21 protein-coding genes are annotated in these 25384 nt (G+C 61.0%); 9 read left to right on the top strand and 12 right to left on the bottom strand.

Features of this window, described 5'->3' with window-relative positions; genetic code table 11:
* The gene (gene moeB, locus K0V07_RS06330; protein WP_220623697.1) at positions 1–1155 is read left to right on the top strand and encodes a molybdopterin-synthase adenylyltransferase MoeB; all 1155 of its coding nucleotides are present in this window, start codon (positions 1–3) and stop codon (positions 1153–1155) included.
* Positions 1156–1276: 121 nt separating this feature from the next.
* On the opposite strand, the gene K0V07_RS06325 is transcribed toward moeB, so the two are convergent.
* The 8 genes from K0V07_RS06325 to K0V07_RS06290 all read right to left on the bottom strand — a co-directional run bounded on the left by K0V07_RS06325 (position 1277) and on the right by K0V07_RS06290 (position 12647).
* Positions 1277–2203: an RluA family pseudouridine synthase gene (locus K0V07_RS06325; protein ID WP_220623696.1), complete on the bottom strand. Its 927-nt coding sequence runs from the start codon at positions 2201–2203 to the stop codon at positions 1277–1279.
* A complete protein-coding gene (locus K0V07_RS06320) occupies positions 2196–3215 on the bottom strand; it encodes an adenosine deaminase family protein (RefSeq protein WP_220623695.1) in 1020 nt (339 codons plus the stop codon). Before K0V07_RS06320 ends, K0V07_RS06325 begins: the two co-directional genes overlap by 8 nt.
* 72 nt (positions 3216–3287) lie before the next feature.
* Complete coding sequence (locus tag K0V07_RS06315; protein ID WP_220623694.1) at positions 3288–4403, bottom strand: aminopeptidase; 1116 nt, start codon at positions 4401–4403, stop codon at positions 3288–3290.
* Between the two features lie 381 nt (positions 4404–4784).
* Complete coding sequence (locus tag K0V07_RS06310; protein WP_220623693.1) at positions 4785–6005, bottom strand: nucleoside monophosphate kinase; 1221 nt, start codon at positions 6003–6005, stop codon at positions 4785–4787.
* A gap of 109 nt (positions 6006–6114) precedes the next feature.
* Positions 6115–7416, bottom strand: a complete 1302-nt coding sequence (lpxK, locus tag K0V07_RS06305) for a tetraacyldisaccharide 4'-kinase (protein ID WP_220623692.1) — start codon at positions 7414–7416, stop codon at positions 6115–6117.
* 221 nt (positions 7417–7637) lie between these two features.
* The gene (locus tag K0V07_RS06300) at positions 7638–8324 is read right to left on the bottom strand and encodes a hypothetical protein (protein ID WP_220623691.1); all 687 of its coding nucleotides are present in this window, start codon (positions 8322–8324) and stop codon (positions 7638–7640) included.
* A gap of 167 nt (positions 8325–8491) precedes the next feature.
* On the bottom strand, positions 8492–10780 hold the full coding sequence (locus K0V07_RS06295) for an AMP-binding protein (protein ID WP_220623690.1): 2289 nt from the start codon (positions 10778–10780) through the stop codon (positions 8492–8494).
* Positions 10781–10961: 181 nt separating this feature from the next.
* Positions 10962–12647 carry a hypothetical protein gene (locus tag K0V07_RS06290; protein WP_220623689.1) on the bottom strand — a complete coding sequence of 562 codons (1686 nt, stop codon included), beginning with the start codon at positions 12645–12647 and terminating at the stop codon, positions 10962–10964.
* 312 nt (positions 12648–12959) lie between these two features.
* On the opposite strand from K0V07_RS06290, the gene K0V07_RS06285 reads away from it, so the two are divergent.
* The 6 genes from K0V07_RS06285 to K0V07_RS06260 all read left to right on the top strand — a co-directional run bounded on the left by K0V07_RS06285 (position 12960) and on the right by K0V07_RS06260 (position 16719).
* Complete coding sequence (locus K0V07_RS06285; RefSeq protein WP_220623688.1) at positions 12960–13964, top strand: sugar phosphate isomerase/epimerase; 1005 nt, start codon at positions 12960–12962, stop codon at positions 13962–13964.
* A gap of 42 nt (positions 13965–14006) precedes the next feature.
* The gene (locus K0V07_RS06280; protein WP_220623687.1) at positions 14007–15089 is read left to right on the top strand and encodes a Gfo/Idh/MocA family oxidoreductase; all 1083 of its coding nucleotides are present in this window, start codon (positions 14007–14009) and stop codon (positions 15087–15089) included.
* A 300-nt stretch (positions 15090–15389) separates the two neighbouring features.
* The gene (locus K0V07_RS06275; RefSeq protein ID WP_220623686.1) at positions 15390–15719 is read left to right on the top strand and encodes a hypothetical protein; all 330 of its coding nucleotides are present in this window, start codon (positions 15390–15392) and stop codon (positions 15717–15719) included.
* An 18-nt stretch (positions 15720–15737) separates the two neighbouring features.
* Positions 15738–16115: a phage holin family protein gene (locus K0V07_RS06270; protein WP_220623685.1), complete on the top strand. Its 378-nt coding sequence runs from the start codon at positions 15738–15740 to the stop codon at positions 16113–16115.
* Positions 16116–16177: 62 nt separating this feature from the next.
* Positions 16178–16381: a hypothetical protein gene (locus K0V07_RS06265; protein ID WP_220623684.1), complete on the top strand. Its 204-nt coding sequence runs from the start codon at positions 16178–16180 to the stop codon at positions 16379–16381.
* A 32-nt stretch (positions 16382–16413) separates the two neighbouring features.
* Positions 16414–16719, top strand: a complete 306-nt coding sequence (locus K0V07_RS06260; RefSeq protein WP_220623683.1) for a hypothetical protein — start codon at positions 16414–16416, stop codon at positions 16717–16719.
* A gap of 25 nt (positions 16720–16744) precedes the next feature.
* Here the strand turns inward: K0V07_RS06260 and xseA are convergent, their stop codons facing one another.
* Both xseA and K0V07_RS06250 read right to left on the bottom strand, forming a co-directional pair.
* Positions 16745–18094 carry an exodeoxyribonuclease VII large subunit gene (xseA, locus tag K0V07_RS06255; RefSeq protein ID WP_220623682.1) on the bottom strand — a complete coding sequence of 450 codons (1350 nt, stop codon included), beginning with the start codon at positions 18092–18094 and terminating at the stop codon, positions 16745–16747.
* Positions 18063–18776 (bottom strand): VTT domain-containing protein, encoded by a 714-nt coding sequence (locus K0V07_RS06250; protein WP_220623681.1) that lies wholly within the window; start codon positions 18774–18776, stop codon positions 18063–18065. The genes xseA and K0V07_RS06250 overlap by 32 nt, the downstream gene beginning before the upstream one ends.
* A 37-nt stretch (positions 18777–18813) precedes the next feature.
* Between K0V07_RS06250 and K0V07_RS06245 the strand changes: the two genes are divergently transcribed.
* Together K0V07_RS06245 and K0V07_RS06240 are read left to right on the top strand one after the other, a co-directional pair.
* Positions 18814–20706, top strand: coding sequence for a glycosyltransferase family 39 protein (locus K0V07_RS06245; RefSeq protein ID WP_220623680.1), 1893 nt, complete (start codon positions 18814–18816; stop codon positions 20704–20706).
* A 75-nt stretch (positions 20707–20781) separates the two neighbouring features.
* Positions 20782–21777, top strand: a complete 996-nt coding sequence (locus K0V07_RS06240; RefSeq protein WP_220623679.1) for a glycosyltransferase family 2 protein — start codon at positions 20782–20784, stop codon at positions 21775–21777.
* An 18-nt stretch (positions 21778–21795) separates the two neighbouring features.
* On the opposite strand, the gene K0V07_RS06235 is transcribed toward K0V07_RS06240, so the two are convergent.
* Positions 21796–23538 carry a glycosyltransferase family 39 protein gene (locus K0V07_RS06235; protein ID WP_220623678.1) on the bottom strand — a complete coding sequence of 581 codons (1743 nt, stop codon included), beginning with the start codon at positions 23536–23538 and terminating at the stop codon, positions 21796–21798.
* Entirely contained in the window at positions 23535–25346 is a 1812-nt protein-coding gene (locus K0V07_RS06230) for a glycosyltransferase family 39 protein (RefSeq protein WP_220623677.1), read from the bottom strand. The genes K0V07_RS06235 and K0V07_RS06230 overlap by 4 nt, the downstream gene beginning before the upstream one ends.
* Positions 25347–25384: the final 38 nt, after the last annotated feature.

The raw sequence follows: 25384 nt of genomic DNA, 5'->3' as shown, positions 1-25384 counted from the left end.
ATGGGCCACGAGTCACTTTCTCCTGCGGAGCTCTCCCGCTACTCCCGTCATATCCGGCTGCCACAGGTCGGTGTCGAGGGGCAGGCAAAACTGCGCGAAGCACGCGTACTGGTCATCGGCATGGGCGGGCTTGGCAGCCCCGTTTCGCTCTATCTGGCCGCTGGCGGTGTCGGTACACTCGGGTTGGCCGACTTCGATAAGGTGGAGGAGCACAACCTCCAGCGCCAGGTGCTGCATACGCAGGCTGCCGTCGGTCGCCCCAAGCTCGACTCCGCTGCCGAGCGGCTGCGCGCCATCAACCGCGGCTGCAAGCTGGAACTGCACGCCGGAGGCATCACACTCGATAACGCCGTCGACCTCATCTCGCAATACGACCTCGTCATTGATGGGTCGGACAACTTCCCCACCCGCTACCTGGTCAACGACGCGGCCTTCTTTGCAAAACGCCCGCTCGTTTACGGGAGCATTTTCCAGTTCGAGGGGCAGGTCTCCGTCTTTGATCCGAACGCCGGGGGCCCCTGCTACCGGTGCCTGTTCCCACAGATGCCCGAGCCCGGCACCGTCCCGAACTGCGAACAGGCCGGGGTCTTTGGGGCCCTGTGCGGGATCGTCGGCAGCTATCAGGCAATGGAGGCGATCAAATACCTGCTCGGTATCGGCGAGAGCCTGCGCGGCCGCCTGCTCATGATTGATGCGCTCAGCTCCCGAATCACCACCCTGAATTTGAAAAAAGACCCGGACTGTCCGCTCTGCGGTCATTCACCGGACATTACGGACTTGCAGCCGGACAACTATGAGTTTTCCTGCGAGACCGAACCTGAACCGCAGACCGAGGAATCAATCATGGAAATCGACGTTCAAACGACCAAGACCCGCGCCGCTACCGAATCGCCCATCCTGCTCGATGTGCGCGAGGGCTTCGAACGCGAAATCTGCCAGCTTCCCGACTCCCAGCACATCCCCCTCGGACAGCTTCCCGCTCAGGCCTCCGCCCTCCCCAAGGATGCGGAGATCATCGTGTACTGCCACCACGGGGCCCGCAGCCTGCGCGCCGCCAAGTACCTGCGAGATGTGGGCTTCGACAAGGCCGTCAGCATGGCCGGTGGCATCGACGCCTGGGCCTTGGAAATCGACCCCTCCATGACCCGCTACTAGCGCAGCAAACGCTCGGTGTTTGATCCGACTCCGGCTCGAGCAGCAATGTGGGGCTCCGCCTCTTATTGTCCCGTGCGGTCACGCACCGCGGGGTGCAGGGCTGCGCAAGCCCTGCAAAAAATCACATCCCGCGCAGGCGCTCGAGCTGCGCCTGGAAGGCCTCGGGCAGCGGGGCCTCAAAGAGGAGCGGCTCACCGGTGATCGGATGTGCAAAGCCGAGGATCTGCGCGTGCAGGAAAAAGTGCGGTGGAGCCTTTTCGCCGGGCCGGGGCTGATAACCATAAGTCGCATCCCCGAGGATCGGATGGCCCATGTGACTCAGATGCACGCGGATCTGATGTGTGCGCCCGGTGTGCAGGAAACAGCGGATCAGGGTATGGTGATGCCCGAAGTGCTCCTCGACTTTCCAGTCCGTATGCGCAGGACGCCCCCCCTCAACCACGGCCATACGCGTACGGTTGCCGGGATGGCGGTCGATGGGCAGCTTGATCGTACCCGATTCATGGGCCGGGTTGCGTGTGACGATGGCGAGGTACTCCTTACGGATTTCGCGTCCCGAGAAAGCCTCAACCATTTTGAAAAACGCCTCGTCGGTCTTGGCGAAAACAATCGCGCCGGTCGTCTCCTTGTCCAGCCGGTGAACGATCCCCGGGCGCAAGTCCCCGGAGGCGCGGCTAAGCTTACCGCCACAGGCGTGCATCATGCCGTGGCAAAGCGTCGGCTCCTCGATACCCGGCCCGCCGTGGGTGATGACGCCGCAGGGCTTTAAGGCGACGGCGATGTGCTCGTCGTCATAGAGCAGCTCGATGCCGAGGTCCACCGGCTCGACGCTGGTGGGCGGAGGCTCGGGCAACACGAGGCTGAGCACGTCCCCGGCCTCCAGCGGATGCTTCTTTTTGATCGGTTCGCCCTTCAGCAAGACCTCACCGCGATCGAAGGACTTCTGCAACCGCGAGCGGCTGAAGTTGGGGAAATTTTCCGCCAGGATGCGGTCGGCGCGTTCGCGCTCGACGCCCTCAGGCACCATAAATGCGATCGGATCAGGCATCGGTGGACGGCTCCTTTAAGTCAGCGACTGCCCGGTCAAACTCTGCCAGCAGCGCCTGCCGATGCTCCTCGCACACGAGCGCGGCCTCAAAGCCATTACGAACCACCTGCGCCAACTCCGCACGAGTAAACCCACGGTACTCGTGGAGTAGCTCGTACTCATCGGCGAGGGTGTTCCCGAAGACGAGCGGATCGTCTGTGCTCACGGTGCAGCGCACCCCGGCGTCGAACAGCTCGCGGATGGGGTGATTCTCGCGGGTCACATCGGGCATGAGTTTGACGTTACTGATCGGGCAGATATCGAGCGTCAGATCGCGCTCACGAATCAACTCGACTACCGCCGGGTCTTCGATCGCTCGTACCCCGTGCTCGATACGCTGTGCGCCCAGCTCCTCGATCACATACTTCACAAAGTCCGCCCCGCAGAACTCACCCGCGTGCGCCTTGGTAAACTTACCAGCCTCGCGGGCTTCGCGCCAGATGCGCGGTGCAGCCTCGTCAACGGGGATCGTCTCGGTACCGTGCAGGTCGATACCAGCGAGGCCGTCCCAGGTCAGCGCCTCCTCGATGATCGGCAGCATCTTTGCGTTCATGCCGCCATGATGGATGCCCATGAAGACGCGCACCTCCAGCCCCTCGGGGGCAGCAGAGAGGATCCCATCGAGGATACCCTTTCCATCCACACCGAGAAACTCGATCACGCCGCTGGCGAAACTCGTCTCCACGTAGCGAACGTTCTGCGCCTGCAGTTCTTTAAAAACTTCGACCGCGGCCTGATGATAACGCTCGGGCGAGACGTACCACTGCAGCGCATGGCCGAGCAGCGTCTCGTCGAAGTGCGCGAAGTCGCGGAACTTGAAATGCCCCTCCCAGGACGGCGGCGTGGCCGCGTACTTGATCCCGTCCAGCTCCTGCAGCAGCCGCCACGGCAGCGCCCCCTCGATGTGCAGATGGGTCTCGGTCTTAGGGAGCGCGTCGATGAAAGCGCGCAGGCTTTGGGTGGTTTCTGGCATGGTACAAGTTTTCCGGGCACGCCTTCGCCCCAGGCGAAGGCATCGGTGATCCGAAGGATCACGGGTGCAGGGCTATGCCCTGCCCATCAAATACTCGGGGTTGAGCTTGTGGAGGGCCTTCGGGAGGAAGACGCCGTCCTTGCGGATGACCTTGCCGTCGAAGATGATTTCGCCGCCGCCCCAGTCCTTGCGCTGGATGTTGACGAGGTCCCAGTGGACTTGCGAGCGGTTACCGTTGTCGGCGTCCTCGTAGGCCTGGCCGGGCGTGAAGTGGAAGGAGCCAGCGATCTTCTCGTCGAAGAGGATGTCGCGCATGGGCTCGGTCACGTACGGGTTGAAGCCGATGGCAAACTCGCCGATGTAGCGCGCGCCCTCGTCGGAGTCGAGTATCTGGTTGAGCTTCTTCGTGTTCGAGGAGGTGGCCTTGACGATCTTGCCCTTGGAGAACTCCAGCTTCACATTGTCAAACGACACGCCCTGGTAAACGGTCGGCGCGTTGTAGCTGATGACGCCCTCCACGCTGTCGCGCACCGGCGCGGTGAAGACCTCGCCGTCGGGGATGTTGTACTGGCCGCCGCAGGGGATGGCCGAGATGCCCTTGATGGAAAAGCGCAGGTCCGTGCCCGGGCCCTTGAGCTGCACCTGGTCGGTGGCCTCCATGAGTTTTTTCAGGGCGGCCATGCCGGGCTTCATGCGGGCGTAGTCGAGCGTGCAGACGCGGAAGTAAAAGTCCTCGAATGCCTCGGTGCTCATCATGGCCTGCTGGGCCATGGCGGGCGTGGGCCAGCGCAGCACGACCCACTTCGTGTGGTTCACGCGGTGGTCGAGCACGGGCTTCATGGCCTGCATGTAGGCGGCCATCTGCTTGGCGGGCACATCGCTGGACTCGAAGATATTATTAGACCCGCGCACGGCGATGTAGGCGGCCATGTTCTTCATGCGCGCCAGCTCGACCTTGGCCAGCCCCTCGAACTGCGCGGGCGTGCCCTTCATCACCAGTTCGCGCTGGATGCGGGCATTGTGCTCAAGCACGTGGGGGACGGCCCCGCGCTTACGGGCGGCGCGGATCAGCGCCACGACCATCTCGGCCGGAATATCAAAGGCATCGATGAGGACGTTTTCCCCGCGCTTCAAGGCGCAGGAAAAACCGGTGAGCACGGCGGCGAGTTCTTCGTATCGGGAATCCATGACAAATAGGGTTGAGCGTTCTAAAAATCCAGAGGCCATGAGTCCGAGCCGCCCGCATCGGAGAATATTCCCTCCGATCACCGGCAGCACTGGACCAAAACCAGAAACCATCAATCTACCCTCCCCCGGCCACATGGCAAGGCCGGAGCCGGGTTACACCCGGTGGCATTAAGCAGGACAAAGTCCTGCTCCTGCGATCCTGCGGATCACTGAGGCCACCGCCTGGGCCACGGCGACTGACGCCGACTGATACGAGTTTCTCTTACCCAACTGAAAGCGAAAGGGACAGCGAGCCTTAGCGAGCGATGGGGCAAAGCTCCATGTATGCCAGCGGGTGAAAACCGCTGGGTAGCCCCATCAATGTCCCGTGCGGTCACGCACCTAGCCGCGGCGGATTTCGCTGCCGGCAAAGCTGATGTGCACGCGCACGACGCGCTTGGTGTAGGTCTTGATCTCGAAGGTCTCGCGATCGACACAGGCGGGCACGTCCTCGCGCTGGATGTCTACCGTCGCGTGGAAACCGCGCTCGGAGAAGATGTCGATCAGCATGGCCGAGGCCAGCGGATGATCGAAGACCTCGTCCTCGCTGTTCACGATGGCGCGGCCCGAGATGGCATGCCGGATGATGATCGGCATAAACTTGTCGCGCACGAGGTTGACCACGCGGGCGAAGATTTCGCGCTCGTTCTGCTCGTAGCCGTCCAGACGCGTCACCAGTTCCTGGCGGGCATGCTGGATGATCGAGATGGCCAGCGGGATCGTCGAGATGCGGTCAAAGGTCGCCTCTTCCAACTCCAGCGAGCTCTGGTACTTGAGCTCGTTCACGATACGCTTACTGACCTTTTCGATCGTATCGTTGGTGTTGATATAGTGGTAGTAGAAAACGTCCCGCAGTGACTGAAGCGCGTCGTAGGTTTGCTCCTTGAAGATGCGGTAGCGGTGGCGGGCGGCCTCGGGATCGAGGTCGGTTTTGCGGACCTCTTCCTTTTTGCCAACGCCGGATGCCTCGACCTCACGGTTGTGGGCGATAGCCTGCTCGCCGCGCTGGATCTGGCGGCGGACGCTTTCCTCCTCCTCGATGAAGAGCACCAGGATGTGGAAATGCGGCTTGGGAAACTTGTGGGCCAGCGGAGTGTTCAGGTGCTTGCCGCGCAGCTCGTTGAGCTTGGCGTAGAGCATCTTCAGGCACTCGACCTGGACCTTGGTGCGGGGGAAGCCATCCACGACGGCGCCGCTCTGGTAGTTGGGCTTGAGCAGGGCGCGGAAGACCAGCTCGGTCACTTCGCGGTCGCCCACCAGCAGCCCGGCGTCGATGCGCTTGCGGGCCTCGGGGCTCTTGAGCAGGTCGCTGACAACGATGGGCGGCTCGGTGAAGTCGCGGAAGCGCATCGCCGTGCGGGTGTGGGTCCCCTTACCAGCGCCGGGGGCGCCGTTGAGCCAGAAGATTTCCTTCGGGAAACAGAGTTCCTCGACAGAATAGTCCTTCTCCAGGTCACTCCAGACACTATTGAAGATAATCTGGGTGTCTTTGATTTCGAGGTCGCGGACCGGAGCGGTGCTCTCGGCAGCGGGGGCAGCGTTGTCTTGCGTGTCAGCGGTCATAGTCCAAGTCTCGTAAAGAAGCAGGCGCACTTATTAACGACCATCCTCCTATCAGGCGAGCGCAAAGTGCAGGGCCGTACTGAACAATGGGGGGGAGCCCTACCGGAGCCTACCCCGCCCGCGTCTGGACCTCGTCGCTCTGAGTCTTGGCGGAGGCCGCATCAGTGGTGGGGCCGACGTTTCGCTTCTGGGAGAGAAACGGCGAACGGGTGGCCTTGACCTCGCTCTTGGGGAAGCAGATGCGCGCCACAGCGGCGTCGAAGTCCTCCCCACCCTTGAGGATATCGACCTCCAGGCGCAGGTAATAAAAGGGCACATCCTGCGGGATGTGGTCACGGTCGAGCCGTACGGCGTCTTTCTCCGTGGTCACGATCAGCTCGGCACCGGCCTCCTGAGCCTGCCGGAAGAAATGGTCCAGCTCGTAGGGCGTGAAGCGGTGGTGGTCGAGAAAGCGCTGATTGTGGACGATGCTGGCCCCCAGCTGGCGGATGAAGGTCTCGAAGCTCTCGGGCACGGCAATCCCGCTAAAGGTGGCCACCTTGACCCCCTGGAGCGAGGCCAGCGTGCGCGTCTTTTCCCCGAAGACTTCCTTCAGGTACTGCGGCTGGTGGCTGCACTCGATCAGGTCCACATCAGGCTTGTGCTGACGGATCAGCTGCTCCAGCTCGTGGTCGGGTTCGCCGTCGGACTTGGTTAGAAAGACGTAGCTCGCACGGCGGATGTGCGAGACCGGCTCGCGCAGAATACCGCGCGGGAGCATGCACTGGTTACCGAAGGGGTTGCTCTTGTCCACCAGCAGCAGGTTGAGCTGGCCGCGCAGCGGCAGGTACTGGAAGCCGTCGTCAAGGATCAGCGTATCGCAGCCAAACTTGCGGATCGCGTATTCACCGGCCTTGACGCGGTTTTTATCCACCACCACGACCACGCCGGGCAGGTTACAGGCGAGCATAAAGGGCTCGTCCCCGGCCTCCCATGAGCCGAGCAGGACATTCTTACCGTCACTGACGACCTTGGGCGGGGGCGGCTCATTATGCGTCAGCCAGCGCCAGAACTTCTGGTACTTGCGCTCGGGCTTACTGCGGTAGCCGCGCGAGAGGATCGCCACCTTGCGGCCACGCTCCTGCAGCGAGCGCGCGAACTTCTCCACCACCGGGGTCTTACCGGTGCCGCCGACGGTGAGGTTGCCCACCACCACAACGAGGCAGCCCAGCGGCTGGTCCCGGAAAATCCGGTTGCGGTACAGCCAACCACGCGCCTGCACGATAGACCCGAATATCCACGAAAGTCCCCGCAGAAAGCCGCCGTAAAGGGTTTCTGCCAGACCATGGCGACGGTCATAGATGACATCGATCGTGAATTGCTCGATGTCATTTAAGCGCCGCTGGATACGATTGCGAAGGCTCTCCCGCATGTATCTGTACCATCCAAGGGGATTCCCCTAAAGAACGCAAGCTCCGGCTGGAGCAGCATTCATGGGGCTCTGCCCCATCGCTCGCTAAGGCTCGCTGCCCCGGTAACAGACAACGCTGTCACTTACAGATTTATCTATGCCTTCGCCTTAGCGGGGGCATCAGTGATGCGTAAGCATCACAGGTCCAGGACTTGTCCTGGGGTACCAGTTTTGATGCTAGCTCAGAATTTTCCCTCTCGTAAAAAGTGCAGCGTGTGGCGGATGGTTTGGCTGCGCTGGAGGATAAAGTAGTGGCTGGCGGGGACGGTCGTGAAGTCCGCCATGCCCGGCTGCCGGGCGCTCTCGACTGCGACCTTGCCGTCGTGTGGCCGCTTAAAGAGCCAGTTGAACCACGGGTCGAGCGAGCGCGTCCCGGCGATCACCCCCACCCCCTCGGGTAGCGGACCAAGTCCCTTGGGGATCGACTGCGACTCGTCGAGCACGAGCTCGCCCCCGGCGGGGCCAAACATCCACCGGTACGGCCCCCAGCCTTTCAAAAACTGCGACACCTCGCTGCCGTTGTTCGGGGGTGCCACGAGGACAGCGCGGGCGAAGTTTTCCGGCGGGGTCGTCCGCATCAGCTCGCGGAAGATGATTCCGCCCATCGAAAAGGTAACGAAATGCAGCGGCCGGGAAGCGTCGGTATTGATCCGCGCCAGCGCCGGGCCCACGTGGTCCGCCACCAGTTCGCCGATGCGGTAGCGCGTGGAGGGATAGTGAATCGTCTCAACCGCGAAGCCTGCCCCGTGTAGCGCACGCCCCATTCGTCCCGGCAGTCCGGGATTGGGGCCGATGCCACCGAGCACCACGACCAGCGGCGCGCCCTCGCGCGGCAGACTGTGATGACGAATTTTCCGGGGACCGATCATGGGAAAAGTTTATTGGAGAAGGAAGAACTTGGGACTGTGGGCCTGCTAAGCGCGCGACAGGGCTGAAGGGACCAGCACATTAGGGATGGGCCTGAGTTAAGAACGGATGCGCCCTGGCATTTTCTTCCTGAAAATGTCGAGTGATCCGCAGGGTCACAGGTGCAGGACTATGTCCGGCTGCTGGCGAGGTCCTTGAGGGCTTTGATATCGAGCTTGCCGGAGCCGAGGGTCGGGATGGCCTCGACAATCCGAATCTCGCGCGGGATCCACAGGTTGGCCAGACCGGCCTCAGCCAGCTTGCGAGCGAGCTCCTCGCGGTCGACAGCACTTGTGCTCAGGAGCACGAGCGCCTCGCCCTTGGCGGGGTCCTGCCGGGCCGAGACGGCGATGAGCGGAACCTCGCTGTCGTCCAGGCCGAGGGCCTTGGCCACGGCGGTCTCGACCGTGCCATGCGGCACCATCTCGCCCCCGATTTTGGAAAACCGGGAGATGCGCCCCTCGATGTAGAGGAAGCCATCTGGATCGAGCCGTCCAAGGTCGCCAGTGGCCAGCCACCCGTCACGCAGGACAGCAGCGGTCTTCTCCGGCTCGTCGAGGTAGCCCTCGAAGATATTCGGCCCTTTAAACTCGACGATCCCCGTCTGGGTCATGGGCTGGATCTCGTCCGTCTCAAGACTGCGGATACGGGCAGCCATTCCGGGGAAAAGTCGCCCGATGGAACCGGCCCGGGTGCCGATCACGCAGTCGTCCGGGTTGTCCGAGAGGATGTCCGGCTCATTGACACCGACCACAGGCGTGGTCTCGGTCAGGCCGTAGCCCTCCAGATAGAAGCAGCTCGGGAAGCGCTCCTCCCAGGCCTGGTGAAAGCCCTTGGGAGTCTTTTCGGCTCCGGCGATGGCGATCTTGAGCGTCGCCAGATCGGAGGGCTCGACCCGCTTGAGGTAGGGACGGAAGAAGGTCGGCGTGCCCAGCAGGATGCCGCACTTTTCCTCGCGAATGGCGCGGGCGGCGAGTTTGAAGTCCAACGGCGAGGGCGTATAGACCACACGCATGCCGAACATCAACGGCAACCACAGCGTGACGGTGAAACCAAAGCTGTGAAAAATGGGCAGGTTCGCCAGCATCGACTCCTGCATGGGCAAAGCCCGGCACATGGACGCCTGAATACAGTTGGCGATAATGTTGCGGTGCGAGAGCACCACCCCCTTGGGAGCGCCATCACTACCACTGGTAAAGAGGATCGCAGCCTCCTCGCGCCCACCCTGAGTCGGCACACGGAAGAGCTTGGCCAGCCACCCGGCAGGCAGGAGCTTGACTGCGGCCAGCCGCAGCGCGATCCCGAGCTTTGACATGCCGGTGAGCGCGTCCTTCAGGTCGATCATGTGATCGGTCCAGGGGAACTCCGGGCACTTCTCGTCGATCTTCTCCTTGATCGCACCGACGGTCAGGATGGTCTTGATGCCAGCCCGCTCGACACAGGCGGCAACCGCGTCGCGCCCGAGGGTAAAGTTCAGGTTAACCGGGGTCTTACCGGCCAGCACAACGGCGAGATTACCCACCACTCCGGCAATGCCCGGAGGCAGGACCAGGCCGATACGCTTTTCCGGGCAGTCCCGGCGCAGACGCTTGGCCAGCCCCAGCGAGAGTGCGAGGAGGACGCCCCCCTTGAAGGCCTTGCGGCCCAGCGCACGGTCCACGACCAGTTCCTTGTCCACGTGCTGCTTGAGGCCAACCAGCATGCGCCATCCCAGGTGCTGCTTAAGCTCGGGCTTTTGTTCGAATGCCTCAACGCCGAGGTCGAGGATGGTCTGTCGGGCCTGGTCTGCTGTCATCGTACGGGGATCGGTGGGTTCGCCCACCGAGATGTGGACGGGATAGGGGATCTTGCGGGGAAGTTTCCAGAAAAAACGCCCGCCTGCAAAGCTGAAAATCGACCCCCACAGACCACCAAGGCTGACCGGCACAACCGGGGCCCCACCCCGACGGGCGATCAACTCGAAGCCGGGCTTAAAAGTACCCACCCGGCCATCACGGCTGAGCTTACCCTCCGGAAAGATACCCACGAGCTCCCCGCGGCGCAGGCACTCGGCCGCGGTGCGGATGGCCTCTTTCGAGCGTTCGGGTGAGACCGGAATCGCCTGAGCCCACCGCAGGAACAATCCCAGCAGCGGCACTTTCTGCAGATACTCCGCACTCAGGAAACGAATCGGACGCGGGCTGACAGCAGCCAGCAAGAGCGCGTCCACATAGCTCACGTGGTTACACACGACCAGTGCCCCACCCTCACGCGGCAGGTTCTCCAGCCCGCGGATACGCAGGCGATAGATGCGGCGCATACCCCAGAGAATCCCCTGGCGTACAACTCCGCCGCCCCAGGCGTAGACCGCCAACGGCAGCCAGACCAGTCCGAGCAGGATCAGTGCGCCCAGCAAGAGGCTCTCAACAGGGCGGTTCATAACGGATAAGCATTCCATGCCACCGTTCATTGCCCGCCGCATGCCAAGCGACAAAACGGACAACCCAAAAACACATCAAGCCATTCACCTGAAACGACTTAAACAATAAAAAACAAATCTATACCCGAAGAATAACCTAACCCAGTTCGACATTATATGCCGGCAACCCGACAAAAAACGCCTAGGACTTGGCATCCTCTCCCTGCACCAGCGCAATCTCCTCCGGGAGCAGGTCAGCTGGATCAACCCCCTGCAGGAGCTGACGAGCCGATGCGATGTCTCCATTGGCACGGAGAATCGCCGCATAGACGACACGCCACTTGGGCGGAGCGGTCAGCCAGTTAACCTGCAACGGCTCCAGGGTCTCGAACGCCTTCTGAAAGTCCCCCATCCGGTAGTAGGCCAGAGCGAGCGTGACGTAGTGCGAGAGGTAGGGGTGACGACTTTCGAGCACCACCTTTTGCGCTGCCCGGAGCGCAGCCGGCTCCTGCTCCTGCAGCAACAGATTAACGTAGGCCCAGTCGTTCAACGCCGACAGGTTATCCGGATAGCTATTTACCATGAGGCGGAGCACTTTCTGCATACCCCGCGCATCATACTCGAGCTGGTAGAGCTGAACCAGCTCCTCACAGGCTCGCTGCCGATGCGCCGGATAGTCAGTCAGCTTCCACAGGGCGGCGGCTGCTTCATCGTCGAAGTTGAGCTGGCGGGCGTACTGGACGAGGTACCAGAGCTTCTGCGCATCCCGTGAAGCCTCAAGCACAGCCCGGTCCCAGGCAATCTCTCCAGAGCTGTCACTACCGGTCTCAAAGTACGCACGCGCGAGAAAGAGCTGACGCAAAAACTCGTCGAGGGGGGCACCGGAACGTCGAAGCTGGTCCTCCAACTGCCGCCACTGCCCCAACTGCGCCATCGCGTCCATGCGGATCAAAAACAGGTCCTTGCGGGAAAATGCCTCCTCGGCAGGGATCACCTCAAGCGTCTGGGTGTAGCGCCCCTGGCGGTTGAGCCAACGACCGAGCCGGATCAAATCCAGCGGATTATCCAGATCAAAGAACTCCTCGGCCCGGTCGAGGTTTCGCTCCGCATTAGCATCTGAGACCTCGTACCCCAGTTGTAAACAGAGCAGCCGGTCTTCGCGATCAGCTAGCGGGTGCGCCTCCAAGAGACGGATGAGCTCCAGCCGGTCATCGTTATCAATGAGCCCGGAGTTGGCGAGGTTACGCAGGGCATGCAGCCCAAGGCGATCTCGCTGGCGTGCCAGCCCCCAAAGATAGTCTAGCCCCTCCTGTCGCAACTCCGGATCATCCGAAAGCTGCGTCAGCTGGACGAAGAAGAAATGCGCCCGCTCATCGGGCAAGTCTGCCGCCAGCGCCTGGCGACCCTCCATCAGGGCACCGTTCAAGTCCTGATCATGCAGAAGCACCTGCCCGAGATAGAGATGATAGGCCGAGCCGGTCAGCCCACGCTGCTTCATTTTTTCCAGCCCCAAGCGGGCGGAATCAAACTCACCCGCCTTGATAGCAGCGGAAACCCAATTCCCCAGATCGGTGTTGTCGTCGGTGAGCTCGAAGCACTTGCGCCAGAACGCCTCGGCCTGGCGAGGGTCCAGCTTGTTATACACCATCGCGACCGTGCGCACGACATCCGGGCTGTCCGGGTCGGCGACATAGGCTTCGCGGGCCGCCTCGAGAGCCTCTTCAAGGTCGTTGTCCGCCAGCAGGGTGTTTGCCTCAGCAACACTCTCCCTCGCCTGATACTCACGGTAAACACGCAGCAGCGGGCCCGCCGCAGCCACTGCGACGATCACCACCATGGCCATGGCCAGCAGGATCCATATCAGGCGTTTTTTGGATTCGGGGGTCATATCCGGGATTGAGGAGAGGGGCACTCAACTAGAGCACTCCTCACATGGCAACCGCCAACTGCCGCATGTAAATACAGGCGTCGGTAGCTCATATACATCTACTATCGGCCGCATGGTCATTTCCCGAAGGGCAAAACGACTTCACGCTCTACTCGTAAGGGCTATTAAAAAGGGAACTGCGCAGACAAAAAATCATGCCTCAAGAGCATATTTCTGCGTACCAGCTGTAAAATCGTTTGCCATCCCCCCTTCTCCTGTTTCACAAAAAATGCCTTAATTACCCATCAGTAACCCGCTAAACACACCCTGAGCATGTCCCGACCCGTCACCCTTTTCACCGGCCAGTGGGCCGACCTTCCCTTAACCAAGCTTGCCAAAGCCGCCAGCGAGATGGGCTACAACGGCCTGGAGCTGGCCTGCTGGGGCGACCACTTCGACGTATTCAAGGCCGCCAAGGACAAAAAGTACTGCGCCCAGAAGCGCGCCATGCTCAAGCGCAACAAGCTGGATTGCTTTGCGATCTCCAACCACCTGGCCGGGCAGCTCGTGTGCGACCTCAACGACGACGCCCGCTCCGATGGCTTCGCCCCCGCCAAGTGCGCCGGTAATGCCGAGAAGAAGCGCGAGTGGGCCGTCAGCGCGATGAAGGCCACTGCCAAGGCCGCCAAGAACATGGGCGTCGAGGTCGTGAACGGCTTCGTGGGCTCCTCCATCTGGCACCTGCTGTACTCCTTCCCGCCGGTCTCCGCCAGCATGATTGACGAGGGCTACAAGTACTTCGCCCACATGTGGAACCCCATCCTCGACGAGTTCGACAAGTGCAAGGTCAAGTTTGCCCTGGAAGTGCACCCCACCGAAATCGCCTTTGACATCGTCTCCTCCGAGCGCGCCCTGGCCGCCCTCGATAACCGCGAGACCTTCGGCTTTAACTTCGACCCCTCCCACCTCGGCTATCAGGGCGTGGACTACGTGAAGTTCATCCGCCGCTTTAAGGACCGCATCTACCACGTCCACATGAAGGACGCCTGGTGGGGCCACGGCGACGGCACCGTCGGTGTCTTCGGCGGGCACACCGAGTTTGGCGATCCGCGCCGTTACTGGGACTTCCGCTCCCTCGGCCACGGGGACATCAACTTCGAGGAAATCATCGTCGCGCTCAACGACATCAACTACCAGGGCCCGCTCTCGGTCGAGTGGGAAGACATCCGCATGGACCGTCTCCACGGCGCCAGGGAATCCTGCGAGTTCGTCAAGCGCATCGACTTCAAGCCCTCGGGCGTGGCCTTTGACGCCGCCTTCGACAGCAAGAACCGCTAACGTTTATTGTTAGTCCTTTTATAACCTCCATCCCCACCACCCATGCCGACTAAAATTGGAATCATCGGAGCCGGTGGCATGCTCCAGTACCACGCCGCGGGCTTCCGCGCGGCGGGCGCGGACATCGTCGCCATCGCTGACCTAAACGAAGCAGCGGCCAAGGCCGCTGCCGCCGAGTGGGCCATCCCCGCCGCCTACGGTTCACCCGAGGCGATGATTGAAGCCTGCCCCGAGATCGAGGGCGTGGCTGTCATCGTCCCGAACAAGTTTCACGCGCCGCTGGCCATCCAGATGCTGGAGGCCGGTAAGCACGTCTTCTGCGAAAAGCCCCCCGCACTTAACGCGGGCGAGGTGGAGCAGATGATCGCCGCCGCCGATAAGACTGGCAAGCGCCTGATGTTTAACTTTAACAACCGCGCCCGGCCCGAGTCCTTCGCGCTGCGCGGCTACATCGACAGCGGCACCATCGGCACGATCAACTCTGCCCAGGCCAAGTGGGTGCGCCGCACCGGCATCCCCGGCTTCGGAGGCTGGTTCACCCAGCGCGAACTCTCCGGCGGCGGCCCTCTGATCGACCTGCTGCACATGATCGACCTGGCCCTGTACTTCATGGGCTTCCCCGAGCCGGCCGTCGTCCTCGCCCGCACCTTTGATGACTTCATCAATGACAAGGGCTTCAAGGGACCGTGGGGCATCCCGGACCGCGAAGGCGTCGTCAACGATGTCGAGGCTGCCGCGCACGGCATGGTCACCTTTAAGACCGGCCAGGTGCTCACGCTCCAGGTCTCGTGGGCTGAGATGATCAAGCGCGAGGAGGTCTCCGTGACCTTCCAGGGCTCTCAGGCTGGCGGTAAGATTGAGCGCCTCTTCGGCGTGGACGGCGTCGACGAAACCTCGATCGACACCTGCGAACTCTACGTGCAGGAGAACGGCAACTCGGTCAACCGCGACATCATCACCCCCGTCTGCGAAGACATGGGCCGCATCCGCTCGGCGGAAAACTTTGTCCTCGCCATTGAGGGTAAAGAGGACCCGATCAACACCCCGGATCAGGCCCTCAAGCTGATGAAGATCATCGACGCCGTGTACGCCTCGGCCAAGTCTGGCAAAGCCGTCGAACTCTAAGCGTATCCATCCGCTCACCTTTCAAAACTCCCGGCCTCAGGTCGGGAGTTTTTTTATGTTTCTATCACGGAAGAAATTGCCAATGGGTACAGATCATTTGGCGGGTCCCTTGACAGCCCAAACGAACGCCGCTATACTTATTCCCATGTCTGTAAGCACCGAAATCTTGCTGACACGTAAGCCGCCTGCACCGGGACGGATAGCCATCTGATTTCTCTCTTCCTTTCTTCTGCGGATGCCGCGGGCTCGCCTGCGCCACCCTCCCTCTCTCACTAACTCAAACTAGAAACGGATAAAACCATGCCGACTAAAACAGCCGCCAAAGACACCGACCTCGCCGCTGATCGCGACAAGCTCGTCTCCGATCTTAAGACGCTGATCAACGACGCCAAGACCCTCACCTCCGACACTGCTGAAGTTTCCCAGGAAGCTTTCAGTGAAAAGGCCGCGCAGGTACAGGCACAGCTCAAGGAAGGCCTGGAAAAGCTCAAGGCCCACGGGCAGACCGCCAAGGAAAAGGGCCAGGAAACCGTCGAAACCATGGAAAAGCTGATCAAGGACAATCCGTGGAAATCGCTCGGCGTCGCCGTACTCGCAGGGGTTGTCATCGATCGCCTGCTCCGGGACTAACACCCCTTTCCCCTGCCCATGAAATCGCTACAAGCTGCCAGTTCTCTGGCCGAAACCCTGCTGCATATGCTCGAGTCCCGCCTTGAGCTTTTTGCGGTGGAATTTCGCCTGGAGCGGGCACGGCTTGCGCTGGTGCTCACCCTCGTGGTGGTCGGCAGTGGCAGCCTGCTACTGGCAGGAGTAGCCTTCACCGCAGGGCTCGTGTGGGCCGTCCCTCAGGACTATCGACTGCTGGCACTCGGAGTGTGCATGCTCATCTACCTGCTCATGGCAGGGGGCTGTGCGCTCGGGCTCAGCCGGATATTCCGCCGCAGCGAGATGCCCTTTCACGAAACGCGCCAGGAACTTAAAGAAGACGTGCAATGTTTGGTATCCGCCGCCAGGAGCAAAGAATAAGTGTGCTTAAAGAACGGCTCCGTGCCGAAAGGCAGGCGGCTGGATACCACTTGCGCACGATCATGCCGCAGGTCCGCAAGGCTGCGGTCGCGGGATCAGTTGCCTGGGGCGCCCGTAAGGCTTTACCCTTGCTGAAGCCGCTGGCGTTCGGCCTTTTGCACAAGACACTTTCCGGTCGTAGCGGTAAGCGCATCCTCAAGATCGGTGGCCTCGTCGCTGCCGGTCTGGGAGCGTGGAAGCTCTTCGGCCCTGACGACGAAGACTAACCCCCACGCATCTGTTTGACTGCGGCACACCTATGAAAGTCACACCTGACTCCCTTGGAATCACACCGGAAAACATTATTTACTGGGGGCTTCACTTGGACGACGACGTGCCTCTGTCCAAGCAAACCGAGGCTCTCAAGGAGGACCTGGCCCAGATCAAATGCCCGCACGAGCACCTGCTGGACATTGGCTGGTATCCCTCATATTCCCCGGAGGGATTCTTCGGGATCGTCGTAGCAAAAACCAACAACTGGGGGAGCCCGGTCTATCGCAAGAAAGCCCACTGTATCGAAACGCTTCGCGACGCAGTCCGGGATGCGATGAAAGTGGCCAGCTAAGCCCTATTTTCGTAGTTAGATCTAACTACATATCCTCGACACGGACGAGGATCTCACCGTCCCTGAAGTCGAGCGCCAACCGCTGACCGGGCTTGAGCCCGGATTTCGCACAGACCAACTCGCCGCGCTCGTCACGCGCCACAGCAAAGCCACGATCGAGCGCCTTTTTCAGGCTGGCGTTCTCCAGACGCGTACGAAGCTGCTTCAAGTACTCTCGCTTTTGACGCAGTTGGACCGACGAGGCGCGCTCCGTCCGCTCACGGGCGGCCTTTAGCTCCACGCCCGCCACTCGCAGCACCGACTCGGGCGTGTAGGCGGCCAGCTTATGTATCGAATCTTTCAATACACTCCGGCGATCCGACAGGATGTGCCGCAGGCCTGAGCGAAGGCGGTTGTTTAAATCATCCAGCCGCAGGCTTGCCTGCTCCAGCCGGGGCTGCGGGTGGCGGCGCTCCAGACCGGAGCCAGCCGCATCCAGTCGGTGACCGAGGCGCTCCAGCGTACGGGCTGCCAGCTCATGCAGGCCGTCGCGAGCCAGATCGAGCCGGTCCAGCATCTCCAGGTAACCACTGCTGATCAGCTCGGCAGCGGCGGAGGGTGTCTCTGCGCGTTTATCCGCGGCGAAGTCACTCAGCGTAAAATCAATCTCGTGGCCGACGGCAGAAATAACCGGCAGAGAACACGCGGCAACCGCGCGAGCCACAATCTCCTCGTTGAAGCACCACAAGTCTTCAAGGCTGCCACCTCCCCTGCCCACGACGAGCAGGTCGAGGCCGTCCACCCTCTGTGCGGCCTCGATACCAGCCACGATCTGCTCAGCCGCGCCATTACCCTGCACCTGAGCAGGGATGACGACGATGCGCCCTCGCCAACCACGACGGGCAAGGATGCTGAGAAAGTCGCGAATGGCTGCCCCTGTCGGCGATGTGACAAAGCCCACCGCGCGCGGTAGAGACGGCAGCGGACGCTTACGCTCCGCATCAAAGAGCCCTTCGGCGGAGAGCTTCTGCTTGAGCCGCTCAAACTCCTGCTGAAGCCGCCCGGCCCCATCCTCCATCACCACGCGGCAGATGAGCTGGTGCGTGCCGCGTGGCTCGTAGACGCTGACTTGCCCGTAGACGACGACCTGGAGCCCGTCGCGCAGCTCGGCGCGCTGGCGCATGGCGTCTCCACGAAACAGCACGCACGAGAGCTGGCTGCGGCTATCCTTGAGGGTGAAATAAACGTGCCCGCTTTGCTGGCGGCGCAGGTTGGAGATTTCCCCCCGCACCCAGCACGGAGGCAGGTTCGACTCCAGCAGCTCCTTCACCTGGCGGGTGAAGTCACCGACCGAGAGGATCGCGTCATCGTGGGGTGTTGTCAGGTCCAGCGCCATTGTTCAGTGTATTCTTTTTACGGTGCTCCTGCATGAGCCGTCCGACAATCCCGAAAACAAGCAACAAGCTGACGCCGAGCAGTACGACTCCCCAGCGCCCCTCAAAGAGCGCCCCTCCGGTCAGCACGAAGCCAGCCACCACGATGACCTGCGGGATCAGTGAAACCCAGAAATAGGTGAAAAACGGAATCCGCGTCAGGCCCAGGATATAGTTCTGAAAGGTAGCGGGAAAGCCTGGCACAATCCGGAACAGCAGCACGACCTTTACAAAATCCCTCGGCTCCACCTCAGGCACGCGCACGCCACGCCTCTCCAGCCAGGCCCGCACCGGCTCACGCAGCCAGGCGGCGATCCCGAATCCCAGGGCGTTGTTCAGGGCAATGCCCCCCACCCCAACGGCCAAGCCCACGGCACCCCCGTAGGCGATGCCTGCCAGGATGAGCATGGGGCTCACGGGAAACCCGATCAGGGGCAAAAAGCCGATGGCACAAACCATCAGCGCAGGATGCGTATCCTCCAGCCAAGCCAGTATCGCGTCCTTGGCGCGCATCACCTCATCCAGCCCGAAGGGCACCCCCCAGATCAGGACTCCGGCCACGGCAGCCACCCCGAGCAGGAGAGCCAGGACGACCTTGATCCGGTGGCGCAGCAAGAGCTTGAGCATGGGCGGTAGCTTAGGCATTGTACCTAAACCCCGACAACGCTTTACTGCCGACCCCATGCAAAGTTCTGCCCTGCACCCCGAACGTCCCCGCTGGCCCATCTGGGTGCTCTGCCTCAGCGCGCTGTATACGGTCGGGTTTCTGGTGTGGTACAGCGGCACAGCCCTGGGCATGACCCCCGTCCTCGATGGACGCGAAAACCTACAACTGGCCGCCCAAATGGCCAGCGGCAATCTGGCCAGCGAGCCTTTTTACCGGGCTCCCCTCTACCCTTTTCTCCTTTCCCTGCCGCTGCGGTTAGGGTTTCCCGCCGAGTGGATGCCTGCCCTGGCGCGCCTGCTCAACGGTCTCTTTCACCTGATCAATGTCGTGCTGGTTCTGCGCATGAGCCAGCGGCTGTGGGGCTCGACGAGAGCAGCCGTACTGAGCGGTCTGCTCGTGGGGTTCAATCCCGTGCTGCTGCACTTCGCCGCCGACCCGCTGGATATCACACTGGGCATCACGTGGCTGCTGCTGGGCTGCGAGCAGGCTCTTAGGGCACACCGATCGGGACGACTACGCCAAGCCGTGCTCGCCGGGGTATTCCTGATTCTGGGTGTCTACACACGCCCGCACTTGTTGCCCGTGGCGATCGTCACGCCGTTTGTACTCTGGCCGCGCTCGTGGCGTCTGGCACTGGCCGCAGGCGTGCCGCTCGTCGCCGGCGTGATAATCTACGGCGGCATCAATCTCGCACGCAGCGGGAGCTTCAGCCCCCTGCCGACACAGGGTGGCTACAACTTGTGGGCTGCGAACAAGCCCGGAGCCAACGGCGCCTACTACGCCCAGAGCATCAACGTGTCCTCACTCAACGGCGGCTACCTGAACCCGGCCCGGCAGGAATCAGCCATCCTCTACATGCAGGCGACCAGCCAACCCGCCGGAGAAAACCCTGCGGCGGAAAGCTCCTACTGGCGGGGCCGTGCGCTCAAGACCATCATCGATCAACCCATGGACTGGCTCGGTCTGATGGCCCGTAAGACCGGGCTGCTGCTGGATAATTACGAGCCCTATAACAACAAGACTTACTCCTTTCACAAGGAGCTGTCCCCCTGGCTACGATGGAACCCACTGGGGTGGGCGCTGCTGCTGGGGCTGGGGCTCGCAGGGGCCTTTATTTTCTGGAGAAAGAGCGGAGTGCGCCTCGTGTTGCTTTGGGGGCTGGCCTACTCGGCCGGAGTCTTACTGTACTACGTGAGCGCACGCTTCCGGCTGCCGCTGGTTCCCCTACTGGCCGTACTCGCCGGTGGCTGTGTCCCGGCATGCTCCCTCCTGCTCACGCGTAGCAAATGGGCGATAGCCGGCGTGGCGTTCGGGGTGATCATTTTCGGTCTGAGCGCACTAAACGCGTTTGTGAAGCCGGATACAGACACGACCAGCGAGGACTACCTGCTGCTGGCCCAAGCCTCCAATGAGCTGGCATGGGATGCGGACACCCTGCACTGGGCAAACGAAAGCCAAGCCCTGCGCCCATCTCCTGAAGCCTCCGAGCTGATCGTGCTGGCGCAGTTTAACCTCTGGCTCAGCGGTGCGATGCCACCGCCCGATACTGCTACGGCAGAAAGCTTTCTATCCATCGCGCAAGCCGCTGCCCAAAACTCGCGGCAGGCCCGCTGGGTTCTGGGAGTGATCCAGTATAAACTCGGTCAGCAGGAAGCCGCCCGGCGCACCTGGCAGAGCCTTCTCCCCCCGGAGGGACAGCCACTGGCAGACACCGCAGCCAGCGATGCCACCGCCATGCTCCAGATCACGAATCTGGGCGACACTCGCCAGACGCGCCCCCTGATATCCCCCTCTCCACTTTTGGATATCACTTCACGCGCACAAGCCGATCCCACCTCTCTCAGCAAACAGGAGCAGCAGTACCTCCAGTTTTTAACCGCACCTATCACTGATGTGAATAAGCCGTAAAGCGTACCCCATGCAGGCAGCAGGGTCTTGCCATCGAGCGCCTGCACGTCAAAGTAAAGTCACCACGAATACGCTATGGACGCCGCTGATGCCCCCACTTTACCCCTATCGTTTATCATCCCCGTACTGAACGAGGGCGAAACGATCGAAACGCTGTTCAACAAGATTACTGCCGTCATTCAGGAGGAGCAGCTCGGGGGCTTTGAGGTGATATTTGTCGACGACGGCAGCACAGATACCTCATGGCAGCGTATCGATGAGCTGGCCGAAGCCCACGAGGAAGTGCGCGGCCTGCGCTTCCGGCGCAACTTCGGTAAGGCAGCCGCACTGGCGGCAGGCTTTCAGGAGGCGCGGGGGAAAATTGTTTTCACACTCGATGCCGACCTGCAAGACGACCCGGAGGAGATTCCGCACTTCCTGAAGAAACTCGACGAGGGCTACGATCTGGTCAGTGGCTGGAAAAAAGACCGCCAAGACCCGCTGGAAAAACGCCTGCCCTCGAAGCTATATAATGCCGTGGCCTGCCGCGCAGGCGGGGTTAAGCTCCACGACATGAACTGCGGGTTCAAAGCCTACCGCCGCGAGGTGCTCCCGCATCTGAACCTCTACGGCGAGCTGCACCGCTATGTGCCGGTGCTCGCCCATGCCGAGGGCTTCAGCGTGACGGAGATCCCCGTCAAGCACCACCCCCGCGAGCACGGCGTCTCCAAGTACGGCTGGAAGCGCTACATCAAGGGGATGCTCGATCTGCTCACCGTGCTGGCGACCACCCGATTTCTGGACCGCCCCGGACACCTTTTCGGTGGGCTGGGCCTAGCCTCCAGCAGCCTCGGCTTCCTGATTCTGTTCTACATCTCGTGCATGAAGCTTATCGCCGGAGTCGCTATCGCCGGACGCCCCCTGTTCTTCCTGGGCATCCTGCTGATGCTGCTGGGCATGCAGTTGATTTCACTCGGCGTGATCGGCGAGCTCATCATTCGCTTTCAGCGCCATGATGGCAGCGCGAAAATCATTGAGCGAACCGACGACAAATCGACCCATACGGTGGAGCCTGCATCATCGGCGAGTTAGACGCATTGACGGAAGATATCACTGCTCCGAGTCAGGCTGGCCTTGCGCCTGTCGCTCTTTCGCAGCAGTTGCGTTCTCAGGCGGTACAGCCTCGACCGTAGCCGACGTCCCCGGCCCGGCTCCCTCACCATCAGGACTCGACGGCGTGTAGCCCCGTATGTCCTTGATCACTCCAAAGGGCACTCCAAAACGCTCGACGACGTAGACGGGCTCACCGTCTTGCGCGGCATCCTGACCACCTCGGGTCAGCCCCATAAAAAAGTCTGATCCAGTGGCTGTGGTGACGAGCTCCAGCCGCTCAGGACGAAACAGCACAGCGGCAGGCGAAAAAACCCGACCGACCATCACGCGAGTTTGCCCCTCGGGCGCATTAAGGTTTAACCAGTCGAGCATCTCCTTCGTAGAGGTAGCCCAATACTCCGTCTCGTATCGGCCGTGCTTATTCTCCAGCCCACCGCTCAGTTGGTTGAAGTAAACGTATTCGTAGGGATGCAGCGCATAGAGCACCCCAAGCTGGATAAGCATTAAAACCGCTGTCACCGCGACAGCCAACCGACGCCACAGCAATGCCCCAACGGCAAGCGCATCCAACACCTTGACCCAGGCCAGGGCTCCCAGACAGGCCAGCGGCGGAAGGATAAACAGGACATGGCGAATCCCGTCATAAACAACTGAGTGGCGAACCAAAATATAGACCAGTGGGAAAGCCGTTGCCACCGTGACCATGGCCCACGGCAGCCCTTCGGGCGAAACCAGTGTGCGGGCAGCGTTACGCCAACGCAAAAGCAGCAAGACCAACCCCCCGGCCAAAGCCAACAGCAGGAAGTCCGGCAGTGAAATCCCGAGCCACACAGGCAGGTACGTCCAGGGTAAATCGCTCGCCAGAATCATATCGCCACCGAACAAGACCATGCCGTTCCAGGGATATTTTGAGACCACCTGAAACGCTTCCACGATCCGGAACAATGGGTTGTCGTGGATCATCGGCCACCACGGGATCAAAACCAGCAGCGCCACTCCACCGATCACGAGCCCGTGCATCGCGACCCGTAAAACTCCCAGCCACCACTGGCGGCTAAAGCCTCCCCCGCACATTAATTCCCGCAGCAGGATTAACCCCGCGTATCCGGCAATGTAGGCCAAAACGACCATCCCTCCGATCCGGGTCGCCAAGGTCAGACCGACGACAACCCCCAGGGCGAGCGTCGCCCCCAGACGCGGCTTCGGCAGCCACCGCCCCCACCGAAGCAGGAAGTACAGCGACCAGGCCATCATTGCCGCAAAGGGGATGTCCTTGGGGTTGAAAAACATGTGCCCGTAAAATCGGGGGATCATCAGCAGAAAGACGGCACACCAGAACCCCAACCGCTCTCCTCCCAGCATCCGGCCAATCGCCCAGACAGCGACCACCGTTGCCAGACCAAAGGCCAAACTCATACCGTGTCCCAGTGCCACCAGCCCGAAGGGCAGCACCTCGTTGAGCATAGCGACATTGAGGTCGAAAAAGCCGGGATAAAAATCCTCAGCCGGTAACACGCTCCGCGCATCACCCCCGGCAAAGAGCGTCTGGTAATAGAGAAGCTTTTGCTGACCGCCCTTCCAGCGGAAGTACTCATCCCAGCTCACCCCGTAGTCTGGAAGCGTGTGCAGGGCAAGCATGCCAACCACCGCAAACAACAACAACGATGCCCAGCGATAGTAACGCGCCGCGCGCATCTGGCCGGGCTCCACTCCGGAGATACTCCCAGGCTCACTGCTCATGGTACGTTTCGACCCAGTATTTTCAGGTACTCGGCCATGTCCTTGTACGTTTCGGGTTCTTCGGACTCGACGCCTTCGACATCCGTAATGCGCATCACCTGTACCTTATAGAGCTGGGAGTAGGCTTCCTCCCAGACCAGCTCGGTCACGAAATCCTCGTCCAGATTAGAGTGCGTCGCCGACTTGAACGTCTTCGTCGTAGGGTCATAGGACATACGGCGGAAGTAGTAAATTGGCTGCGTGTTCGGCTGGGTCAGGAAAAACTTGAAAGCGCGCTTGCGTCTGTTCGCATCAGCGGTCGGCAGTATATCCGCCCCGAAAAGCGAGAAGAAGGGCACATTCTCCGCGACAAACATCATCCGCTCGCCCTCGTGCTGATGCATAAACTTCTCGGCCAGTCGGAAATCATAACCGGCCTGGTAGGTTTTCGCATACAAACGCTGAGTCGTCGCCGGATAGGCGTAAGCCAGGAAGTAGAAAATGAGAACAGCCACCGCCACTCGCTGAAACAAACGATTGCTCACGTAACTGAAAACCAGGTAAGCCCCCGCTACCGCCAGCGGCAGGTGCAAGGGCAAACTCAGGCGCTGAATGATCTGGTTGTCGAACTCCCAACCGTAGCCCAGCAGCAACACAAACAGAATCAGAAAGCCCGGCAGAAAAAGAACACCCGCCTGCAAGGCGCCATTGAGCTTACGAAAATCCTGCCACTGCCTGGCCCCTGAAACCAAAAGCAGCAACAAGGCGACAAAACCCAAGCCCACCAGCAGCCAGGAGTTAGGGACGCCATAGCTGCCATCGAAGAAAAAGCCAACCGCCCGCCCGAAGTTGTCGTAGACGTATTTCAAACCAAAGGGCTCCATCTCGTGCCCTCCGCTCCCCATCTGCCAAAGCGCCTCGCTGACACGAAAAATCCGTTGATGCCACAGTAGCGGCACCAGGAACAAGGGACACACAATCAGCGCCCAGGGCACCAGCAAACGCCTGTCTCTGATCCAGGACCAGATAATGATCAAACCAACAGGAACAATAAAGATACCCGACTCGTAACGGCATTGCGACAGCAGGATCCCGCTGAATGCAAATGCCCCCAGTCGCCAACCATCCGGCGCCTGGAGGTAAAACGCCCCCAGCAGACAGGTCAGCACAATGAAGAACAGGTTTAGAGGCTCCAATCCTCCGCCCGCCCCAATATACCCCAGCAAGGGCAAGGTAATAAGCAGGGCGACGGCCCCCACCCCGGTCTTCAGGCCACCCATCCTCTCGGCCAGCACATACAAGCCGAATAACATCAGGGGCATGATGGCCCAGTTCAGGTACACCCCGTTGTACGCCCGATACCCCGTCAGATCATGCACCATGGAGACCAGTGTGGGTTGTAGGATAGGACGCTTATCGATCACGGCCTTTAAGCGCATCGGCTCGGCATAGACCGAGACGATCCTGCCATAGCTACAGGGCTGGCGGATCTCATGCAGCGCCATCGAAGTAGAGGCCAGCACGTGCTCATCCATGATCGTGCGAAACCCCGGTGGCTCCGCGCGGAACAGAAAAGCGGTCCCCAACAGCGCCACAAGCACCCCCAGCAGCCCGACACGTGAGCGCATATAAGCAGCGATCCTGGGTAATTCCTTTCGGTATGCACGCCAGAGCAGATAGCCGAACAAGAAAAGAGACCCGACAACGACCCAATACCCGATGTACTGGAAAAAAGTAACGGCCTGCCAGTCACCAAACGAGAAGTAGCCCAATTGAAACGCAAAAAGGCCAACGAGGAGAAACAGGAGTAGGCGCCTGACGTTTTGCATAAGTAGAAATAAAAAAGCCGCTCATAGAAACTATGAGC

The sequence above is a fragment of the Ruficoccus sp. ZRK36 genome (genome assembly GCF_019603315.1).
Lineage (GTDB): Bacteria > Verrucomicrobiota > Verrucomicrobiia > Opitutales > Cerasicoccaceae > Ruficoccus.
Note: the sequence above shows the minus strand (reverse complement) of the source record. Positions and strands in the feature narration are given on the sequence as shown.